Annotated in this window: 26 protein-coding genes; 7 read left to right on the top strand and 19 right to left on the bottom strand. The window is 60.8% G+C overall.

Annotated features, from left to right (window positions below; translation table 11 throughout):
• The 19 genes from B9A31_RS27470 to B9A31_RS10260 all read right to left on the bottom strand — a co-directional run.
• A partial coding sequence (locus tag B9A31_RS27470; RefSeq protein WP_256576191.1) for a hypothetical protein occupies nt 1-205 on the bottom strand: 205 nt, incomplete at its 3' end.
• Nucleotides 206-247: 42 nt separating this feature from the next.
• Nucleotides 248-1,414, bottom strand: coding sequence for a phage major capsid protein (locus tag B9A31_RS10175; protein ID WP_084296940.1), 1,167 nt, complete (start codon nt 1,412-1,414; stop codon nt 248-250).
• A gap of 15 nt (nt 1,415-1,429) precedes the next feature.
• On the bottom strand, nt 1,430-2,095 hold the full coding sequence (locus B9A31_RS10180) for an HK97 family phage prohead protease (protein ID WP_084296941.1): 666 nt from the start codon (nt 2,093-2,095) through the stop codon (nt 1,430-1,432).
• Nucleotides 2,096-2,113: 18 nt separating this feature from the next.
• Complete coding sequence (locus B9A31_RS10185; protein ID WP_084296942.1) at nt 2,114-3,385, bottom strand: phage portal protein; 1,272 nt, start codon at nt 3,383-3,385, stop codon at nt 2,114-2,116.
• The gene (locus tag B9A31_RS10190; RefSeq protein ID WP_084296943.1) at nt 3,385-5,106 is read right to left on the bottom strand and encodes a terminase large subunit; all 1,722 of its coding nucleotides are present in this window, start codon (nt 5,104-5,106) and stop codon (nt 3,385-3,387) included. The genes B9A31_RS10185 and B9A31_RS10190 overlap by 1 nt, the downstream gene beginning before the upstream one ends.
• Nucleotides 5,106-5,585: a phage terminase small subunit P27 family gene (locus tag B9A31_RS10195; protein WP_084296944.1), complete on the bottom strand. Its 480-nt coding sequence runs from the start codon at nt 5,583-5,585 to the stop codon at nt 5,106-5,108. Before B9A31_RS10195 ends, B9A31_RS10190 begins: the two co-directional genes overlap by 1 nt.
• Nucleotides 5,586-5,721: 136 nt before the next feature.
• Nucleotides 5,722-6,090 carry an HNH endonuclease gene (locus B9A31_RS10200; protein WP_084296945.1) on the bottom strand — a complete coding sequence of 123 codons (369 nt, stop codon included), beginning with the start codon at nt 6,088-6,090 and terminating at the stop codon, nt 5,722-5,724.
• Nucleotides 6,081-6,266 (bottom strand): hypothetical protein, encoded by a 186-nt coding sequence (locus tag B9A31_RS10205; RefSeq protein ID WP_084296946.1) that lies wholly within the window; start codon nt 6,264-6,266, stop codon nt 6,081-6,083. Before B9A31_RS10205 ends, B9A31_RS10200 begins: the two co-directional genes overlap by 10 nt.
• Nucleotides 6,263-6,556 carry a hypothetical protein gene (locus B9A31_RS27200; RefSeq protein WP_159453278.1) on the bottom strand — a complete coding sequence of 98 codons (294 nt, stop codon included), beginning with the start codon at nt 6,554-6,556 and terminating at the stop codon, nt 6,263-6,265. The genes B9A31_RS10205 and B9A31_RS27200 overlap by 4 nt, the downstream gene beginning before the upstream one ends.
• 60 nt (nt 6,557-6,616) lie before the next feature.
• Complete coding sequence (locus B9A31_RS10215; RefSeq protein ID WP_084296948.1) at nt 6,617-6,814, bottom strand: hypothetical protein; 198 nt, start codon at nt 6,812-6,814, stop codon at nt 6,617-6,619.
• A 4-nt stretch (nt 6,815-6,818) separates the two neighbouring features.
• The gene (locus tag B9A31_RS10220; protein WP_010952643.1) at nt 6,819-7,142 is read right to left on the bottom strand and encodes a phage holin, lambda family; all 324 of its coding nucleotides are present in this window, start codon (nt 7,140-7,142) and stop codon (nt 6,819-6,821) included.
• A gap of 329 nt (nt 7,143-7,471) precedes the next feature.
• Nucleotides 7,472-7,861, bottom strand: a complete 390-nt coding sequence (locus B9A31_RS10225) for an antiterminator Q family protein (protein WP_027609633.1) — start codon at nt 7,859-7,861, stop codon at nt 7,472-7,474.
• An 11-nt stretch (nt 7,862-7,872) separates the two neighbouring features.
• Nucleotides 7,873-8,193 (bottom strand): hypothetical protein, encoded by a 321-nt coding sequence (locus tag B9A31_RS10230; RefSeq protein WP_084296949.1) that lies wholly within the window; start codon nt 8,191-8,193, stop codon nt 7,873-7,875.
• Entirely contained in the window at nt 8,190-9,479 is a 1,290-nt protein-coding gene (locus B9A31_RS10235; protein WP_084296950.1) for a tyrosine-type recombinase/integrase, read from the bottom strand. Before B9A31_RS10235 ends, B9A31_RS10230 begins: the two co-directional genes overlap by 4 nt.
• Nucleotides 9,476-9,904 (bottom strand): VRR-NUC domain-containing protein, encoded by a 429-nt coding sequence (locus B9A31_RS10240; RefSeq protein ID WP_084296951.1) that lies wholly within the window; start codon nt 9,902-9,904, stop codon nt 9,476-9,478. The genes B9A31_RS10235 and B9A31_RS10240 overlap by 4 nt, the downstream gene beginning before the upstream one ends.
• Entirely contained in the window at nt 9,901-10,197 is a 297-nt protein-coding gene (locus tag B9A31_RS10245) for a DUF1364 domain-containing protein (RefSeq protein ID WP_084296952.1), read from the bottom strand. Before B9A31_RS10245 ends, B9A31_RS10240 begins: the two co-directional genes overlap by 4 nt.
• Nucleotides 10,198-10,199: 2 nt before the next feature.
• Nucleotides 10,200-11,012 carry an ATP-binding protein gene (locus B9A31_RS10250; RefSeq protein ID WP_084296953.1) on the bottom strand — a complete coding sequence of 271 codons (813 nt, stop codon included), beginning with the start codon at nt 11,010-11,012 and terminating at the stop codon, nt 10,200-10,202.
• Entirely contained in the window at nt 11,002-11,856 is an 855-nt protein-coding gene (locus B9A31_RS10255; RefSeq protein ID WP_084296954.1) for a replication protein, read from the bottom strand. The genes B9A31_RS10250 and B9A31_RS10255 overlap by 11 nt, the downstream gene beginning before the upstream one ends.
• Before the next feature lie 136 nt (nt 11,857-11,992).
• On the bottom strand, nt 11,993-12,223 hold the full coding sequence (locus tag B9A31_RS10260; protein ID WP_080563748.1) for a transcriptional regulator: 231 nt from the start codon (nt 12,221-12,223) through the stop codon (nt 11,993-11,995).
• 30 nt (nt 12,224-12,253) lie between these two features.
• Between B9A31_RS10260 and B9A31_RS10265 the strand changes: the two genes are divergently transcribed.
• The 7 genes from B9A31_RS10265 to B9A31_RS10295 all read left to right on the top strand — a co-directional run bounded on the left by B9A31_RS10265 (nt 12,254) and on the right by B9A31_RS10295 (nt 15,801).
• Nucleotides 12,254-12,985 (top strand): LexA family protein, encoded by a 732-nt coding sequence (locus tag B9A31_RS10265; protein ID WP_084296955.1) that lies wholly within the window; start codon nt 12,254-12,256, stop codon nt 12,983-12,985.
• Nucleotides 12,986-13,100: 115 nt separating this feature from the next.
• The gene (locus tag B9A31_RS10270) at nt 13,101-13,379 is read left to right on the top strand and encodes a DUF1654 domain-containing protein (protein ID WP_256576192.1); all 279 of its coding nucleotides are present in this window, start codon (nt 13,101-13,103) and stop codon (nt 13,377-13,379) included.
• 334 nt (nt 13,380-13,713) lie between these two features.
• Nucleotides 13,714-13,986 (top strand): hypothetical protein, encoded by a 273-nt coding sequence (locus tag B9A31_RS10275; protein ID WP_084296956.1) that lies wholly within the window; start codon nt 13,714-13,716, stop codon nt 13,984-13,986.
• A gap of 150 nt (nt 13,987-14,136) precedes the next feature.
• A complete protein-coding gene (locus B9A31_RS10280) occupies nt 14,137-14,520 on the top strand; it encodes a response regulator transcription factor (RefSeq protein ID WP_084296957.1) in 384 nt (127 codons plus the stop codon).
• A 19-nt stretch (nt 14,521-14,539) separates the two neighbouring features.
• Nucleotides 14,540-14,809, top strand: a complete 270-nt coding sequence (locus tag B9A31_RS10285) for a hypothetical protein (RefSeq protein ID WP_084296958.1) — start codon at nt 14,540-14,542, stop codon at nt 14,807-14,809.
• Nucleotides 14,806-15,354: a hypothetical protein gene (locus B9A31_RS10290; protein WP_084296959.1), complete on the top strand. Its 549-nt coding sequence runs from the start codon at nt 14,806-14,808 to the stop codon at nt 15,352-15,354. Before B9A31_RS10285 ends, B9A31_RS10290 begins: the two co-directional genes overlap by 4 nt.
• An 81-nt stretch (nt 15,355-15,435) precedes the next feature.
• Nucleotides 15,436-15,801, top strand: a complete 366-nt coding sequence (locus B9A31_RS10295; protein WP_084296960.1) for a hypothetical protein — start codon at nt 15,436-15,438, stop codon at nt 15,799-15,801.
• The last annotated feature ends 107 nt before the right edge of the window (nt 15,802-15,908 follow it).

A 15,908-nucleotide genomic window follows, 5' to 3' on the forward strand; every position in this document is an offset into this window, starting at 1 on the left:
CTGGCTCTGGCTCTGGCTCTGGCTCTGGCTCTGGCTCTGGCTCTGGCTCTGGCTCTGGCAAATGCTCGGGGTCGATAACTTCCTCTGCAAGCCCCATCCCGATCAGAGCTTCTGCATACTCGTCCAACACAGCACGGGTTTCGTGCTGGTCGAAGTTACCGGCGTGGTAGTGCGAGAACTGACGCAGTGCGCGAATTTTTTTCATGATCAAAGCGGGGCAGTTACCTGCCCCGGCCCATTGGTTGGATTATGGGGTTGGGACGGTGAAGGTGCCCTTGATGATCGCGCTGGTACGGTAATGGGCCAGCGCCAGGCGCTCTTCGCACAGGATGGTCAGCATGTTCTTCACGAAGTTGTCGCGGTCTTCGCGGCTGATTTCAACAGTGGCGTCCATGCGATCCCACACTTGGGATGCCAGGTCGAAGCCGCCGACGGTGAAGGTACCGAGTGCTTGTGCCTTGGTGGCCACTACCGGCAGCCCCCACATGACCTTCGCGGCGAACGCTGCCGGACCGCCGAAGATGTAGCGGCCTTCCGCGTCCTTCAGCAGTGCGATGGCATGCCAGTCGCGAGGGTTCAGGATGATGCCCGAGGCCTCGAATTCCGACTCGCTGGTCTGGAAGATGGCGTGAGCGATCTTGTCCGCGCGGGTGTCACCGGTGGCGTTCAGTGCGGTGTCGTAGGCGGTTGCGACTTTGTTCAACCCGGTGAGGTTGTCACCGGTGCCATCGCCATTCAGCAGCTGCCCTTCTTCAACCAGGGCCAGGCCAAACAGCAGGCGGTTATTCACGTAGGACTCGAGCATCGGCGCATCGTCCATCACCTGGCGGGATGCCTGGATCCAGTGAGCGATGGTTTTGACGTTCGCTGTTTCCTTGGTGAAGGTCAGGTTGGATTCAGGCTTCAGGGTGCCTTCGGCGACCGGCGCAGCGCTGTTGGTGAACACGTTCTCACGAACGTATTCCAGCGAGTTCGAGCTGATACGCCCTTGAGCGAGCAGGTCTCGGATGGTCAGACGGCGGAGGCCTGGCATCAAGATGCCTGGATTCATCTGCGGCTGGATCAATGCACCGGCGGAGGCGGCGCCGCTACCCAGCTGCTTGTCGAAGCTCTTCACGTCGACCTTGCCCGAGGACTTACCGTCCCAGGACTTCTTCAGGTCTTCGGCCGTTTGGGCTGCGAAGCTCTTCTTGGTAGATGGGTCATCAGGGTTGTTGCCGGCCAGCTTCTGCTCGATGTCGAACAGACGAGTGCCGGCGGTTTTCAGTTCTTCCTGAACGGTCGTGAGGTCTTCTTGCAGCTTTTTGCTCACGGCACCGTTCTGTTGAATTTCGGTTTTCTGGGCGTCGAACAGCTCCTGCATGCGGGTCTGCGCGGTTTCGATCGCCTTCTGGACTTGGGCCAGTTCGGACATGGGTGGATCCTCGGTTCAAAGTTGCGGGAAGGTTTTCAAGCGCTCCAGGAGCGCGGCGATTTCAGTGGGGTCGCCGCTTTCGGAATCGCTCCGAACCGCGGACTTGATGCGGGCGATCAACGCCTGCGCTTCGGACTTGGAGAGGCCGGCGGATTCCCTCAGCCAGTTCTCCGCATCACGGATGCTCTCAATGGTCTCCATGCTCTTGAGCGTGGAGACGGTGGCCGCTTCGTTGGCCGGGAAGGTACACACGCTGATCTCGCTCAAGCGCGATACGTTGCGGAAGGAGTAGCCGGTAGCGATAGAGGAAACATCACCCTTGGCTGCACTGAAGCCGACGGACATACCTCCGACCGTGCCGTGAATCATGGCGGCCTTGAGCGCTTCGGACTGGGGGTTGCCTGGTGTGAGCTCACCGCGCACATACAGGCCTTTACTGTCCTCGGATAGGTCAAGCCACTTGCCCACCGGTATCTCGTTGCGCCGGTGATTGAAGAACATGGCCACGGCACGGGACTGAGTTTTCAAGGCCTGGGCGAAGGCGCCGGGCTCGATGATGTCGCCATCGCTGTCGACCACGCCGAAGACGCTGGCATAGCCTTCGAAAACGCCTTGAGCGCCACCGTTGGCGAACTTGATTGCGGCCTGATCGAAGGCCAAGTTTTTGCAAACGCTGGGCATTTGCTGCCTCCAGAAAGATCAAACCCCGCTCTGAGCGGGGTCTGGGTTACCGAGTTGAGTGATGGGCACGTTCTGTGATTGCCGGGTGGCGACATCGCCTCCAGCCAGGGGCGGCATGTTGTCCAGCCGCCGAAGCTCGTTGATGGTCCGAAGGCCTTTATCTGCCAGCGTACCCATGAAGGATGCTCGGGCAGCTGAATCGCCCCGCAGCAGGCCATCAATGTTGTGCTCCGCGTGGTACCGCCCAACGTCGCTGGGCTTCAGCAACCATCGCTCAATGGCGTACTCCCAGCGGTTGAGGTAAGGCGATAAGGTGTACTGCAAGAATCCGAGGTTCTGCTGCTCGATGCCGGTACCCCAACTGGTCGATTTCTCGACATCGCCCACCAGATGCGGCGGCACCCCGAAGAACCGGGCCAGCTCACTGACCTGGAATTTACGAGCGGCCATGGTCTCTGCGTCCTGAGGGCTGACGCCAATGGGCTGAGTGGTGAATCCGCCCTCCAGAATCCACAGACGCTTTTTGACCGGCCCGCCGGATATCTCCTTGAAGTTCTCTTCAACCTGGGCGCGCTGTTCTTTGTTAAGCACCTTGCCCTCGCCGGTCATCAGCAACTGAGGTGACTTGGCGCCGTTGGCATAGAAGTCGCGCTGCTGGTCTTCCATGGCAACGGCTACCCCGGTGGTCTTGGCCGCGAAAGCGATCGGTGACAGCCCCACAAGGCCGTTGAAGCCGAACCCCTTGAGGTGGAAGATCTCCGATGCCTTGAAATCCGCATACTCGTTGTCACGGCGGTACCGATAGACCACACGCTTGTTCTCCAGGCGCACATCCATGTTGACCGACATGAGAGGCGTGAGGCTGATCACATCCCCGACGCTGTTCCGCTCGATCAAGGCATAGGCGTTGCCGTAGAAGCACAGCTGCATGGTCATGGCTTCGCGGAACTCCACCGCGGTCATGAACTGGTTTGGACTGAATCGAAGAAGACGGGCCAGCGGGTTGTCGATGCCGACCTTTCTCCGGTCATCGCCGGTGGTCTCGAAAACATCCAGCGGCAGGCCGGCCGTGACCGTGGAGATCAGACGGACGCATGCGAACACCGTGGAAATCTGCAACGATCGCTCGTCGCTCACGACCGAATCGCCCACCACCCCAGAGGCGGACACTGGCCCGTTCTGGGATCCCTTCTCCGGCGACACTAGGCGGCCGCCGACAAAGAAGCTCGCCATGCGCGCCCAGAATGGGCTGCGGGTGCGCAGGTCAATGCTGTAATCGGTGTCTGCCATCACATGCTCATCGGTCTGGAAAGGAAGTCGTCGACAGAGCCCTGAGTGTCCGCATTGGCGAGTACCCGGCCTATCGTCATGATCAGCGCTACTGCGCCGTCGATCTTGTTGTCATCGCCCTGCTTTATCGGACGGACAACGTCGTCATTGCCGGGCAGGTATTTACCGATCACGTTGCCGATACACCAGGTCATGATCGGGTTGCCGTCATGGTGGAAACGCCCCGCCTCGATCGCTGCCTCCAGTTCCTTCATGCCGTCGGACATGTTGGTGTAGTTCTGGGTGATGGTGATCGGGTTGAAGCCCTCGTCGTCCAGGTCATGGCTCAGACCAGTGGCGCCGTGCGGGTCGATCGGACACTCCCTGATCGGCGCCAGCTTGTTGGCTTCTTTGGTGTCTTCGAGAATTTCGCGGTAATCCACCTCTGCGCCTGGCGTAGCGGTCAGGTGGCCGGTATTTACCCATGCCTGAAAGCGCTCGGCCATCCGCTTGTTGTCCACGTCGTTAGCGGTGTCCTCAGGAACCCAGAACGCGGGGGCCACGCTGTAGTAGTGGATCTTTCCATCGATCTCTCGCCAGAACAGCCTGGCCCTGGAGTTCATGTCCAGCTTGCGGGCCAGGTCGAAGCCGGCAATCCACTCTTGCCCCTCGAACTGCTCAAGCGTAAGCGTCTTGTCCTCGCAGGCCTTCCAGCTTTCCATGTTGAAGAAGCCGGACTTGGCACTCACCCACAGGTTCAGGTGCTTGGTCTTGAACGTGTTGGTGAAGCGCGCCGAGCGGATCGCCCTGGCCAGCTGGCTCTCCAGGTACTCCCGAAACACCGACACACCCATGCAGGGGTTGGCCTTGGCCAGGTTCTTCGGATCGGTCCAGTCGTCACCCTCGTCGAGCGTCCAGATGTAGCCGAACAGCTCGTCGTCCGGCACGGTGCCGTTGAGCATCTCGATGACCTGGCGACGCTTGTCGTAGCACGGCCCCTCGATGTTTGCGCCGGCGGTGGTGATGATGAACATCAACGGCTGCCGGCGTGCCCCCATGCCGGTGAGCATCGTGTCGTACTGGGCCGCGCTGTCGTGCTCGTGATATTCATCGATGATCGCGCAGGACGGCGACGCACCATCACCCGGGTTTCCGATCAGCGGCTCGAAGCGGCTGCCGTTCGACGGGATGTTCAAGTTCGAGGCGTTGACCTCGATGCCGGCTGCCTCGATCAACATGGGCGACCGGCTGACCATCAGCCTTGCAGGCCGGAATACCTCCCACGCCTGCTTCTCGGTCGTCGCACCGGAGTAGACCTCGGCGCCGAACTCGTTGTCAGCGGTGAACATGCTGATGCCGACGCCGGCGGCGATCACCGACTTGCCGTTCTTGCGCGGCACTTCCCAGTAACTTTCGCGAAAGCGCCGGTAACCGCCCTTCTTCCTGACCCAGCCGAACGTGCAGGCCAGGCCGAACAGCTGCCAAGGCTCCAGCGTGATGAGCTGTCGCTTGAACGCCCACTCGCCCTTCGTGTGGGGCAGCAGCTGCATCAGGCGCAGCTTTTTCTCGGCCTTGGCCGGGTCGAACTTGTACGGGTAGTCCTTTGAGCGGCTGGACGCTACGTCATCGAAGTGCCGCTCGATCGACTGATGGATGAATAGGCAAGCGGGAAACTTTCCTTTGAGGACGGACTTTGCCCACGCCATCGCCTTGTCGACGTTGGTGTATTTGGCTCTGGCCATCAGGAACTCAGTAGGGCTGCGAACTCGTTGGTGGATTTCTGCTTGTTGCCGCCGATGATCCGCGTGCGACTGGCCGGGTCCAGGCCCAGCATCGAACCGAAGGTGACCATCTGGCGCATCGCTTCGTTGGCCGCAGTGAGCGCCGGATTTTTCACCGGTCCGCCAGTAGCTCCGGCCACCACGATGCCGTGGGCGATAACCGATTCTTGTGCCCGTCGCCAGTTACCGTAGGCAGAGCAGAACGCCTCGACGTTGTGCATGTCGGTCAGGGCAAGAACCTTGGCCCGGAGCAATTCCGGAACCAGCATTTCCCAAACCCGAGTCGCGTGTTCGCACAACCATTCGGGCGGGTCAACGTTGGTCACCAGGGCGAAATCAGGCTCGTCCTTGTTCAACTTGCGCTTGCCGGGATTGCCGGCCAACGCCTTCTGGGCCGTGGGTTTTGGGCGACGGCCGGAGCGCCCGGCAACCCCTGGCATCGGCGCCTCCACTAAACTTTATATTTCGCGGGTGTAAAAAAACGACTGAGGGCGCGGTGTCCGAGTGAAAGGGCCTGAACTTTTGACCCTCCCCCTCCCCGCCAACGAGACCTAATCTCATTTTCGCCGTTTTCGATCATTTTTTGATCGTTTTCGACTCCCGCTGCGTCTTCGCCTTGTGGCAGTCGCGGTTGATCGCCCGAAGGTTGTCGTCATCGTCCGTGCCACCGTGGGCCAGGGCCACGATGTGGTCCACCTCATGCGCCTCTCGGATGCGGCCAAGCTGGACGCAGTCGTCACATCGACAGAGGTACTGGTCTCGTTTCAGGATTCGTTCGCGCTTACGCCGCCATGGGCGCCCACCACGCCCCGACCCCTTGCGGGTCGCCCAAGCCTTTGCCTGCTCGGCAGCCAGGTCGGCATGACCATCGCAGTAGCCATTGGCATTGCGGTGTAGAGCACGACAGCCTTGGGCGCGGCAGGGGCGCTGAGGTCTCAACGGCATGGCGAGCCATCCAGGTAGGTGCCCGGCTCAGCGTCCGGGTCACGATCTACATCCTCACCATCAGCCAGCGCTTCGATCAATGCGATCTGGTTCAGCGCGATCTGCTCCAGTAGGCCCGTGTGCTTCTGTAGCTCGACAAGGATCTTCTCCTGCACCTTCTCAGTTGAAAGGCTCATCGCTCCACCTGAGCGTATCGCCGGGTTTCGTCAGCGAGGCTAGTTACATCCACCTCAACCACTCTGGCCTCTGCCGAAACAGCGGGGATCTCACGGGGCATCACGGTGATCACCGCGTGCCAAGCGCCATTATCGACTGACGCCTTGAGCTCAACGCTCAAAACACCTGCAAGCTCACTGCCATCACTCAGCAGCACCTTGGTTCCCATCACCTGGTGCGGGCTGCTTGGGTTGCTCTTTGGTGCCGGCACGACCGTCGCCACCATCAAGGATTTGCTTGGCTCGCTCATATGCCACCTTTGTCCACTTGTTGATCCATTCGCGCCGGGCGGCGCACCCACTGCAGGCCATCACTCAGTCCTGCGCATGTTGAGTTGCTGCGCGATATCGGCAGCACGCTCACGCACTTCCAGCACCTGGCCGTCGAACGTGTGGACGATGGCGCAGATGCCGTGCCACTGCGAGCTAGTGCCGGCCTCCTGCACGCGGGCAATGGCGGCCGGGGCCAGATAGTGCTGGCGGCGGTTGACGTCAGTCAGCGTAATCATCAGGTCACCCCTGTGCTTTGCGAGACAGGAACAGGTCGGAATAGCCGCGAAGCTTCTCAACCCCCATGAAGCCGACCATTCCGCCTGCGAAGGTGGCCATGCCCTGTGGCAGGCCCATCCATTCGAGCAACGGCACCAGGGCCAGGGTGATGAGGCCGCACAATGCGCCCTCCAAGAACATCTGCCGGCGGGTGCCACCGCCATACACCACCCGGAGGACAGCGATCGCGACTGACAAGCCAGCGGCATACAGCTGAGGCTGATGGGCCAGCACCCAGGTGAGCACAGCGGCCCACAGGCCAGGATCCTTCTCGGGCATGTTTGGCATCTCGATTCCTCCCTTTTGGGGAGCGCAGTAGGTTCGGCCCCAACAGCACTCCCAGCTCGGGGCGATGGGCGTGGTAGAGCCGAAAACGAAAAAGCCCCGGCAAGTGCCGAGGCTTCGAATTGGCGGAGATGTCGACCCTGTCAGGTCGATGTCGTGGCGTTTCCCTCCAGTCCCCACGCTGACTGTTACCCCTGCACGTTCCCGCCGGGCTTTGATCATCTCCAAAACGCAAAATCCCGGTCACATTCGCCGGGATCTCACTGTGTCGCGTTGCTTGCAAGCTGGACACGCTGCTATGAAAACAGGTGTTTATCCGCGCGGAAAGCTTTTTATGCAGCCTCGCGCAATTGCTCCAGGGCACAATCGATCCAGGCCACTCCAGTGTTGATCAGCTCGCGTGCCTTGGCTTCGCTCATCTTGTGCTCGCGGGCGATCCGCAGCGCCGGCCACTTAGCACCGAAGTACAGCCAGACGAATCCGCCCATCTGCGGGTTGCGCTTGTTCAGCCTGGCTACGGCCCCGTCCACCGCAAGTGCTAGGTCGTCCGTGATCACGTATTGCTTGAGCCCTCCTTCCGCTGGAGCGTGCTCCTTCATGAGCGCATACAGCGGACATACATACTGAGGTACGCCCATGCCATCCATGCGCCACCAGCCCCATTGCTCGAGCATGTAAGCGGTGTCACCAAGGGCCTTGTCTACGTAGGTTCGTTTTTTCATGTCCTTCCCCCTCAATCCCCGGTGTAATTGGTGCCACCGGCGCCGCGCCGGTTGCTTCCCTGATATGTCGCCTCAGGCCCGGATGCCTGAGGGTTCTTCAACTGCTCGATCTGCCGGCGCGCGGCCTGCAGGGCCATGCTGAGCTGGGTCACCAGCTCATCCAGGCCCAGGGCCTCGCCAGTTGCAGCCGCCACAAAGCCCGAGGCGTTGCAGTGGTCGCATGGCAGTTCGTAGAGCAAGCTCTTGGTGACCGCTCTCCCACGGCACATAGGGCACTGAGCCAACTCGATCACAGCCTTCTTGAAGGCGGGGCCGTGGCTCTTCCCTGTCATTTCGAATCCTCGCTTATGGTGGATACCGGGAGGCCATCGAAGCCCGCGCGCCCCGCGACCTCGCAGAGAATCCATGAATCCGTTGATCTATCACCGGTCAAGCCGTGAACCGAAGCGAAACCCTTCTGATCAAGATGTGCGTGCCACTTCTCCAGAGCCTCACGCTTGCGGGCCATGACGTCGGACTGGATGTACACCTTCACGTTGTGGCCCATGGCGTGGTTGATCAGCAGCTCACCCACCAGATGATCGACGCCAAGGTCAGCCCAACCGGTGCGGGCCAGCTTGCGCAGGTCGTGGCTGGTCCACTCGCCCTGCCCCATGATCGCGAACACCGCAGAGGCCTTCGATTCGCTCATGGGCTTGCCCTGCCGCCCCGGAAACAGGAACTCGCCCTCGTAACCCTGCTTGAGCTGGATCTCGCGGCAGGCCATCAGCAGGAAGCGCACCTGGTCGGTCAGTGGCAGGCGGTGCTGCACGCCGGTCTTGGTGTGCTCGGCAGGAATGAACCACTCCCGTTCGGCCAGGCTGATATGGCTCCAGCGGGCCAGGCGGGTTTCGCCCAGGCGGGTGCCGTGGCACAACATCATCAGGGCCAGCAGGCCATGCTGCGGGTTGTGGGCCAGAGTGCTCTTCATGCGCGCCATCAGGTCTTCAAGGTGCACGCCACGGAGCCGAGACGGCTTGACCGTAACCTTGGCCTTGGAGAAGTCACGAAAGCGGATGCCAGCCATGGGGTTGGTGCTGATCAGCCCGAGCTTGGCGGCCTGCCGGAAGGCCAGCGCGAGCAGCTGAAAGACCAGGCGCACGTAGTCGATCGAAAGCGACTCTTGCAGCGGCCACATCAGCTCTCGGTCGAGCAGCGCCTTGTCGATCTGGGCTAGGGGTGTTTCGCCCAGGCGCGGCGCCAGGTGCTGCTTGATCGCCGACGCCGCCGTGCTCTTGCGCTTGGCCGACAGGCTGCGGTCACGGGACATGCGCTCAGCGAACCAGGCCAGCAGCTCGCCGGTCAGCACCCAGCTCGACAGGCTCGAACCCTCACCGGCCTCGAGGCGCAGGCGGATATCCGGCAGGGCCGCCGCCACCTTGGCAGAGCTCAGCTCAGGGTATGAGCCAATCAGGTTCCACTTGCCCTTGTGGATCAGGTACCAAGACCCGCGCTCACGGGACCGGTGAAACCGAAAATACAGGCCATGGTTGCCTAGGGCGCGCAGGTCGCGCACCTGGCCGGCGGCCTGCCGGCGAATCTCTGCATCGCTGATTTTCACAGCGGCGGTATTGGTCATGCTACAACCTCCGTTTTTGGCAGGGCCAGGTACGCCCTCAGGCACTCCATGGCGTCGAAATGCCCCTGACACACAACGGCCAGGTAGCCTTGGTCGTTCAGCCGGCGGATGCACGCTTGCTGGCTGGACGAGACGGGCGCCGGGTCAACGGTCGCCTTGAATTCGATGTACAAACCGAAGTGCCCGCCTCGGGCCATGGTCAACACCAGGTCGGGGATGCCGGCCTTCACGCCCTGGGCCTTGAGCTTCGACGCCACGCCCTTGTGCCGGTGACCGCCGTTTGGGACGTGGTAGATCAGTTCGAAGACCTCGGGATAGCGAAGCTGGATCTCTTCGAGCAGTGCAGCCTGCTCCTGCCCTTCCCGGTCAACTGGCTTGGCACGCGGCACCCTGGGCTTGTACGGACGAAGGGCAGGAGCATTCATGCGATCAGCACCCCCTCGTTGATCAGCAGAGCCTGGGTGCGCATGACGCCCTCGGCGTGGTACTGGCGGGCGGTGTCGCGGTCAACGGCCCGGCTGCGGCCGTCGCATGCGTCGTGGCAGTCGCTGCAGCACCAGGCGCCCTGCATGTCGTGCGGCTTCTTGCCGACTCCGCAGGTGCCGGCCAAGCGGTAGTGCGCAAGGACGGTGGTCTCGGGGTTACCATTGCACACGCCCGGGATACGTACCTGGCACTCCCGTCCGCGCGCGGCCTTGGTCAGCTTGGTTTGCCGCATGGTCAGAACTCCTCCTTGCCACGATGCGATTCCCACTCGAAGGGCACCACCACCCCGCCGCCCTCGCGCAGTCGGTCGTAACACCGCTCGCCCATGGCGTGGCGCAGCTGGGCTGGCTCCAGGTTGGAAATCACCACCGTGGGGCGCATCTGCTCGTAGCGCCCGTTGATGATCGAAAACAGGGTGGTCAGCTCGAAGTCGCTCGGCTGCTCCTTGCTGACGCCGACCTCGTCCAGCACCAGCAGCGAAGGTTCGATCAGGCTGGACAGGATGTCGGCCTCGGACTGATCGCTGTGGCGGTCGTACGTCGCGCGAATGGACTGCAGGATCGCGCCCACCGTGCGGTAGACGGCGGTGGCCGAGGTGTTGCGCATCAGCTCGTTGGCCATGCCGGCGCCCAGATGCGTCTTGCCGGTACCTACCTTGCCCAGCAGCATCAGGCAGCGGCCGGTGCGCTCGATTTCCTCGAAGGCTGCCACGTAGCGAGTGCAGTAGGCCAGGGCCTTGCGCTGGCCCTCGTGCTCGACCCGGTAGTTGGCCAGGGTGCGGTCGGCGAAGCGCTTCGGGATCAGCGCCGAGCCCAGCTTGCGGGTCATGGCCTCACGCTTTAGGCGGGTCTCCTCCGCCAGCTGCTTGGCCTCGCGCTCAGCAATGGCGCTCTTCTCGCACTCAGGGCATCGGCCAACGATCTCGCGGCCCATCAGCATGGTCACCCGCTGCTCGAAGGCGCCGTGGTGCTCGCAATCCGCTGGCTGGATACGGAAGCCAGCGGCGTTTTTCACCTCGGACATGGTGATCACCGATTCAGATCGCATAGGTGCCGTCCTCACGCTCGGCCAGGCCGGCGGTGTAGTCGCGCTCGTTGAAGCCGTGGTGACGGCTGTGAGGTTTTGCCTGGGCCGGCAGCTGTGCGCTGATGCGCTTGGTGACCCACTCCACCTCGAAACCACGCCATCCGTTCTCGACGGCGACTTCCAAGGCCTGGGCTGGCTGAATGCCGAAAGCCTTGCACTGCTCCAGCTTGACGTTCAGGCCGGCCCAGATTCGAGCGGTAACTGGGGCCTTGGCGGCCTTGCGAACCGTCAGGTAGTCAGCGATCAGCGACTCGTCCAGATCGTGAGGGTTGTCGGCCAGCATGGCGGCCTTCCCAAACGGGGCCTTGCGGTCAGCCTTGACCACAGCCGGCTGCTCATCGCTGGGGGGGCATGTATTTTCTTCCGAAGGAAGAAATACATAGGGGGTTAGATTCTTAGAATAAAGAAGGCAGTCGGCGGTTTTGGTCTGTTTCGACTCTGAGCCGATTCGGACCACTTCAGCCGAGTCGGCTGTTTTGGTCTGTTTCGGATCTACGTAGATCCAGTCCTTCGGGTCATTCACACCGATGTCACCCCGGGCACCACCCTCACGGAACAAGACGCGACGGCGCAGCAGGCTGGAAACCGCCTTGGACACGGTGTCAGGGTGAGCGTGGATGGCCTTCGCGATGTCGGTCGCGGGAATGCGCTGGGCGCCCGCGCCGAAGTTGATGGTGGCCTTGGCCACGTACAGCACAATCTTCATCTCCCGAGCTGGGAGATCGATAGCCAGCAGGCCATCCATGAGCTGGTTGTCCATCCGGGTGAACCCCCTGGACTTGTCAAGTGGGACGATGTTTGTCATGCTTAAACCCGTTGAAATGCTGTAGAGAAAGCCGCCCTGCCAGGCGGTTTTTTTTCGTCCGCGATTCCGGTACTGGATGGATTCGCAGGTGTTTCGGTCATCTACTGGCGAAAAGCCCTCAGATGCATAATGCTCATCACGAAGCCGCCTTATCTTCTGCCGGATAGAGATCCGGCCTCAGCTGATGGCGGGTAACCTGACCACCAACCGCCTTCTCAAACGGAATCACTAGATCTGCCGGCACCTTCTGGTTCCGGTGAACGCACTGCCAAATACGCGGCTGGCTGGTGTTGCATCTTCGGGCGAGCTCTGCTTGGCCTCCGGCCAACCGCACGACCTCGTCAATTGGTCTTTCTGTGTTCGGCATGTCTGCGTGCCTCAATGGATCGTGCACTCGATGATAACTCAAGTTATAGATAAGGCAAACACATGTTATTTGAAGGCTAATAACGTGTGTTTTACCCTTGCAGGCATGAACAAACCTTCCGAAATGCTCAAAGACCGAATCCTTGAACGTCGCACGGCGCTTGGCCTAAGTCAGGCCCAGCTGGCGGAGAAAGCCGGGGTAAGCCAGGTCACGATCCAGCACCTCGAAAGTGGTCGAAACTCGACCTCCAAAAAGCTGCTTGAAATAGCGAGGGCTCTTGGAGTGACTGCCGAATGGCTGGCGTCCGGACAAGGGGCGCAGCGAGAGCCGAGCAATGTCAGGGCGCTGAAAGAGCAGCCCGAATCATTCAGGTATCCGGTGATTAGCTGGGTCGCAGCGGGAGCCTGGGCGGAAGCGGTCGAACCATTCCCACCCGGGTTTTCTGACCGCTACGAAATGTCTGATTACGACTCCAAAGGGGCAGCGTTTTGGCTGGAGGTCAAAGGAGACTCGATGACTTCACCGGTCGGCACAAGCATCCCTGAGGGGATGCTCATCCTGGTCGACACCGAAGCTGAGGCCGCTCCTGGAAAGCTTGTCGTTGCCAAGCTGGCCGACAGCAATGAAGCGACGTTCAAAAAACTTGTGGAAGACGGCGGGCGGAGGTTCTTGAAGCCACTCAATCCCGCATACCCTATGGAGATGTGCATGGAGGGCTGCAGAATCGTGGGTGTCGTGGTACGCGCTACCATCAAGCTCTGACGATACTTGGCCTAAATAGCCCGGCGGAATGCTGGGCTTTTTTTTGCCCGAAGAATGCAAGCTAAAAAAAATTAGCTCTCGGCTATTGAAAATGCCTAAAGCAAAGGATAACTGTATGCACATACAGTACAAGGAGTTTCATGCCATGCCTCACCCTGCCTTTTCGCATTCCCCATCGTTGTCCTACGAACGGCTCGGATACCGTATCCAGCAAGCAATCGCATCACCCCACGTACAGAAAAGGCAGTTTGTTGAGGTCAAGCCGAGCGCGGATGAATCCCCTGCCGACTGGCAGCGATTGCTCGCCGACCTGGAAGAGACTTCAGGTATCACGATCGACACCTTGGACTCAGGCCTCATCAGGATTGGATGGCGAGGATTTACTGAAGCATGAACGAGCGCCCGCATAACGCGGGCTTTTTTTTGGTCGGATTTATAACTTGGGTTATTGACACAAAGAAAACATGCGTTATGATTCGACCCATAACACAAGTTATAGGCAGCTACGGCAGCCACCGCTCTTTACACAACTCGACACCCGTCACCCTCAGCGGCACATGAGGGCAGCAGCTGCCTCATGCAGTGAGCTGGGTTCAGGTAACCAAGCGGCGCGCATGCCAATGCGGGGAAGCGCGTAGCCCAGAGAGCGATGGGCGCCTGGATCACTTCGATTTCACTGGCTGGCCTTGGCGACAGGGCCAGACGGGAAATCAACCGAGGAATGCAGCATGCAGATCAACCAGCAGAAAACGGTCCTGGTCGATGTGACCGAAATTCGCTTGCACATCAAGGTTCGCGATGGCTTCGCCGCCGGCCTGCAAGATGCGCAAGGCGACGAGGTCGGAAGCTACGAAGGCTACGTGCCGGACTTCTTCCCAGGTAACCATTACGGCGACTACCTGATCCTGAACATCGACCTCAAGACAGGCCAAATCAAGAACTGGAACAGGCCCGCTTCGGCAGACATCGAGAAGATGCTGGCCCAGGGCGAGGACGACTGAACCACCGGCACCCGTCAGCCTGACGAAAACTGCCCGATCCACCTGGTTCCCCATCACCAGGCTGCATCGGTCGTGGCGTTCGCCCTCCCCTGGTCCGGGAGGTAAACGGCAGCGAGCGTCACGACCAATGCAGCCCACCGAGGACACTTCATGGAAACGATCACTTGCGGCTCATGGATTGGCCAGCTCGGCAAGGCGCTGGCTCCACGTGAGCTCGAAGCACTGCTGTGGGTGGCCCAAGGCCTCTCCACTAAAGAAATCGCCCGCCAGATGGCAGTTAGCCCGGGCACCGTGGCCAACCGCATCGACAGCGCGCTCTACAAGATGGAAGCGAAGCGGCGCCTGGATGCAGTGATGAAGGCCATGCGCCAACAGATCATCAGTCCGCTCTGCATTGCGCTAGCCGGCCTCATCGCCTTGCACGCAGTGATCAACGACAGCGACCCCATGCGCCGCGACCGCCGCGCGCCGGAGCGCCGTACTGCCCAAGTTCGAATCGTTCGCAAGGCCGAGGCCTTCGAGCTCCACGCCTGACCCTACCGAGGATCACCCCATGCAGACAGCCGTGCATAAAGCCTTTGAGGACAAACGGATGGTGCTCGCAGCCTTGCTCGAGCGCAGCCAGGAAGCGAGAAACGAAGCTTTCGCTCGAATCGGCAAAGGCGCCCCGCGTTACCAGGCCTCCGGCAAGGGTCGCACCTGGGATGTGGTGGAAATCGCCACTGGCGTAGTCCAGGGCTTCACCTACAGCTACCGTGCGGCCTTGCAGTTCGTGGATGCGATGGAGGCAGGCGCAGCGAGCAAGCAAGGCGGCATGCAATGAACAGTTCACAAGCTCCCGATCAGCGTGAAGCGGTGCTGGCCCAGCTCAATGCCAGCATCGATAGCTTCTTTGCGAAGGGCGGCGCCGTCGAAGAGCTGCCTGGTGGAAAGTACGTTCCTCACCGGCCACACCGCGACCTTGAGGCGATCCGCGCATCAACCGTGCCGAAGGGTGAACCAGAAATGACCCGACGCGAAAAGATGATCGCTGAAGTTAGGGTGCTGGCCAAGACGATGTGCTGCGCAGAAGTAATGGCGCACACCGGGCTGTCGCAGTCGACGCTACACCGAGCAGCGGCAGACGGCGGCTTCCAGTTCAAGCCCAACCCTAATCGAGGCAAGGGCAACCTGGGCAGGAAGCTCGGCGACCCGGCGCAGGACAAGGCCCTAGCCGAACGAATCATCGCCGCCCGCGACGCAGGAGTGACGATGGCAGAGGCGATACGCCGTATGGGCATCTCCTACAAGCTGATTCATCGAATCATGGATGACTTCGGCATCAGTTACCCGACCACTGCCGAGAAGAAGGCCAGCCGCAAACCATGAAACGCATCACCGCCCGCGTCCGGCACGGCCGGCGCCAGCAACACATCAATCTGCCGCCCAGCGGCTTGGGAGGTATCGGCCATGGCCGAGCAGAAGACCGGAGCCGCGAAACACTCAGCGGACTACCGAGACCGCCAGAAGAAGACTGCCGCAAAGCTGGGCATCGAGAAGGTGTTCTTCAACATGCCGGAAGGGATCAAGGCTGCCATGGCTGCCGAGATCGAGTGTCACGGCTACGACCAGGTGCAGGAACTCTGGCAGGACCTGGCCTTGTCGTGGATTGCGCAGGATCCCGAGGAGCGGGCGCGTCGTCTTGAACGACCTGACGCGCCAGCTTTTTACATCTCGCCAAAACTAGCGCGTCAGTTCGAAGCGGCCAGCTCGGCCGAGATAAGGCGCAGCCCGGGCGATGAAATTATTCCACCGGATCAGTCACATCAAATGTGACCCGCCCTGGAGCGGCATTGGAGATTCGGATCATTGCGTCACTGCTAATGCCGGAAGCCTTGACAGTTAGGTGCCCAACGCCCCTAACCTGAACAGCATTTGCGATT

The organism is Pseudomonas sp. URIL14HWK12:I5 (assembly GCF_900176445.1).
Taxonomy (GTDB): domain Bacteria; phylum Pseudomonadota; class Gammaproteobacteria; order Pseudomonadales; family Pseudomonadaceae; genus Aquipseudomonas; species Aquipseudomonas monteilii.

Excerpts from the sequence above, each read along its gene's own strand:
- B9A31_RS10250 (WP_084296953.1), bottom strand. The coding sequence starts at position 11,012 with ATGCGATCTGAATCGGTGATCACCATGTCCGAGGTGAAAAACGCCGCT.
- B9A31_RS10195 (WP_084296944.1), bottom strand. The coding sequence starts at position 5,585 with ATGCCAGGGGTTGCCGGGCGCTCCGGCCGTCGCCCAAAACCCACGGCC.
- B9A31_RS10270 (WP_256576192.1), top strand. The coding sequence starts at position 13,101 with ATGCACATACAGTACAAGGAGTTTCATGCCATGCCTCACCCTGCCTTT.
- B9A31_RS10240 (WP_084296951.1), bottom strand. The coding sequence starts at position 9,904 with ATGAATGCTCCTGCCCTTCGTCCGTACAAGCCCAGGGTGCCGCGTGCC.
- B9A31_RS10255 (WP_084296954.1), bottom strand. The coding sequence starts at position 11,856 with ATGACAAACATCGTCCCACTTGACAAGTCCAGGGGGTTCACCCGGATG.
- B9A31_RS10190 (WP_084296943.1), bottom strand. The coding sequence starts at position 5,106 with ATGGCCAGAGCCAAATACACCAACGTCGACAAGGCGATGGCGTGGGCA.
- B9A31_RS10280 (WP_084296957.1), top strand. The coding sequence starts at position 14,137 with ATGGAAACGATCACTTGCGGCTCATGGATTGGCCAGCTCGGCAAGGCG.
- B9A31_RS27200 (WP_159453278.1), bottom strand. The coding sequence starts at position 6,556 with ATGAGCGAGCCAAGCAAATCCTTGATGGTGGCGACGGTCGTGCCGGCA.
- B9A31_RS10225 (WP_027609633.1), bottom strand. The coding sequence starts at position 7,861 with ATGAAAAAACGAACCTACGTAGACAAGGCCCTTGGTGACACCGCTTAC.
- B9A31_RS10260 (WP_080563748.1), bottom strand. The coding sequence starts at position 12,223 with ATGCCGAACACAGAAAGACCAATTGACGAGGTCGTGCGGTTGGCCGGA.
- B9A31_RS10220 (WP_010952643.1), bottom strand. The coding sequence starts at position 7,142 with ATGCCAAACATGCCCGAGAAGGATCCTGGCCTGTGGGCCGCTGTGCTC.
- B9A31_RS10215 (WP_084296948.1), bottom strand. The coding sequence starts at position 6,814 with ATGATTACGCTGACTGACGTCAACCGCCGCCAGCACTATCTGGCCCCG.
- B9A31_RS10180 (WP_084296941.1), bottom strand. The coding sequence starts at position 2,095 with ATGCCCAGCGTTTGCAAAAACTTGGCCTTCGATCAGGCCGCAATCAAG.
- B9A31_RS10295 (WP_084296960.1), top strand. The coding sequence starts at position 15,436 with ATGGCCGAGCAGAAGACCGGAGCCGCGAAACACTCAGCGGACTACCGA.
- B9A31_RS10265 (WP_084296955.1), top strand. The coding sequence starts at position 12,254 with ATGATAACTCAAGTTATAGATAAGGCAAACACATGTTATTTGAAGGCT.
- B9A31_RS10290 (WP_084296959.1), top strand. The coding sequence starts at position 14,806 with ATGAACAGTTCACAAGCTCCCGATCAGCGTGAAGCGGTGCTGGCCCAG.
- B9A31_RS10185 (WP_084296942.1), bottom strand. The coding sequence starts at position 3,385 with ATGGCAGACACCGATTACAGCATTGACCTGCGCACCCGCAGCCCATTC.
- B9A31_RS10245 (WP_084296952.1), bottom strand. The coding sequence starts at position 10,197 with ATGCGGCAAACCAAGCTGACCAAGGCCGCGCGCGGACGGGAGTGCCAG.
- B9A31_RS10230 (WP_084296949.1), bottom strand. The coding sequence starts at position 8,193 with ATGACAGGGAAGAGCCACGGCCCCGCCTTCAAGAAGGCTGTGATCGAG.
- B9A31_RS10285 (WP_084296958.1), top strand. The coding sequence starts at position 14,540 with ATGCAGACAGCCGTGCATAAAGCCTTTGAGGACAAACGGATGGTGCTC.
- B9A31_RS10275 (WP_084296956.1), top strand. The coding sequence starts at position 13,714 with ATGCAGATCAACCAGCAGAAAACGGTCCTGGTCGATGTGACCGAAATT.
- B9A31_RS10175 (WP_084296940.1), bottom strand. The coding sequence starts at position 1,414 with ATGTCCGAACTGGCCCAAGTCCAGAAGGCGATCGAAACCGCGCAGACC.
- B9A31_RS10235 (WP_084296950.1), bottom strand. The coding sequence starts at position 9,479 with ATGACCAATACCGCCGCTGTGAAAATCAGCGATGCAGAGATTCGCCGG.
- B9A31_RS10200 (WP_084296945.1), bottom strand. The coding sequence starts at position 6,090 with ATGCCGTTGAGACCTCAGCGCCCCTGCCGCGCCCAAGGCTGTCGTGCT.
- B9A31_RS10205 (WP_084296946.1), bottom strand. The coding sequence starts at position 6,266 with ATGAGCCTTTCAACTGAGAAGGTGCAGGAGAAGATCCTTGTCGAGCTA.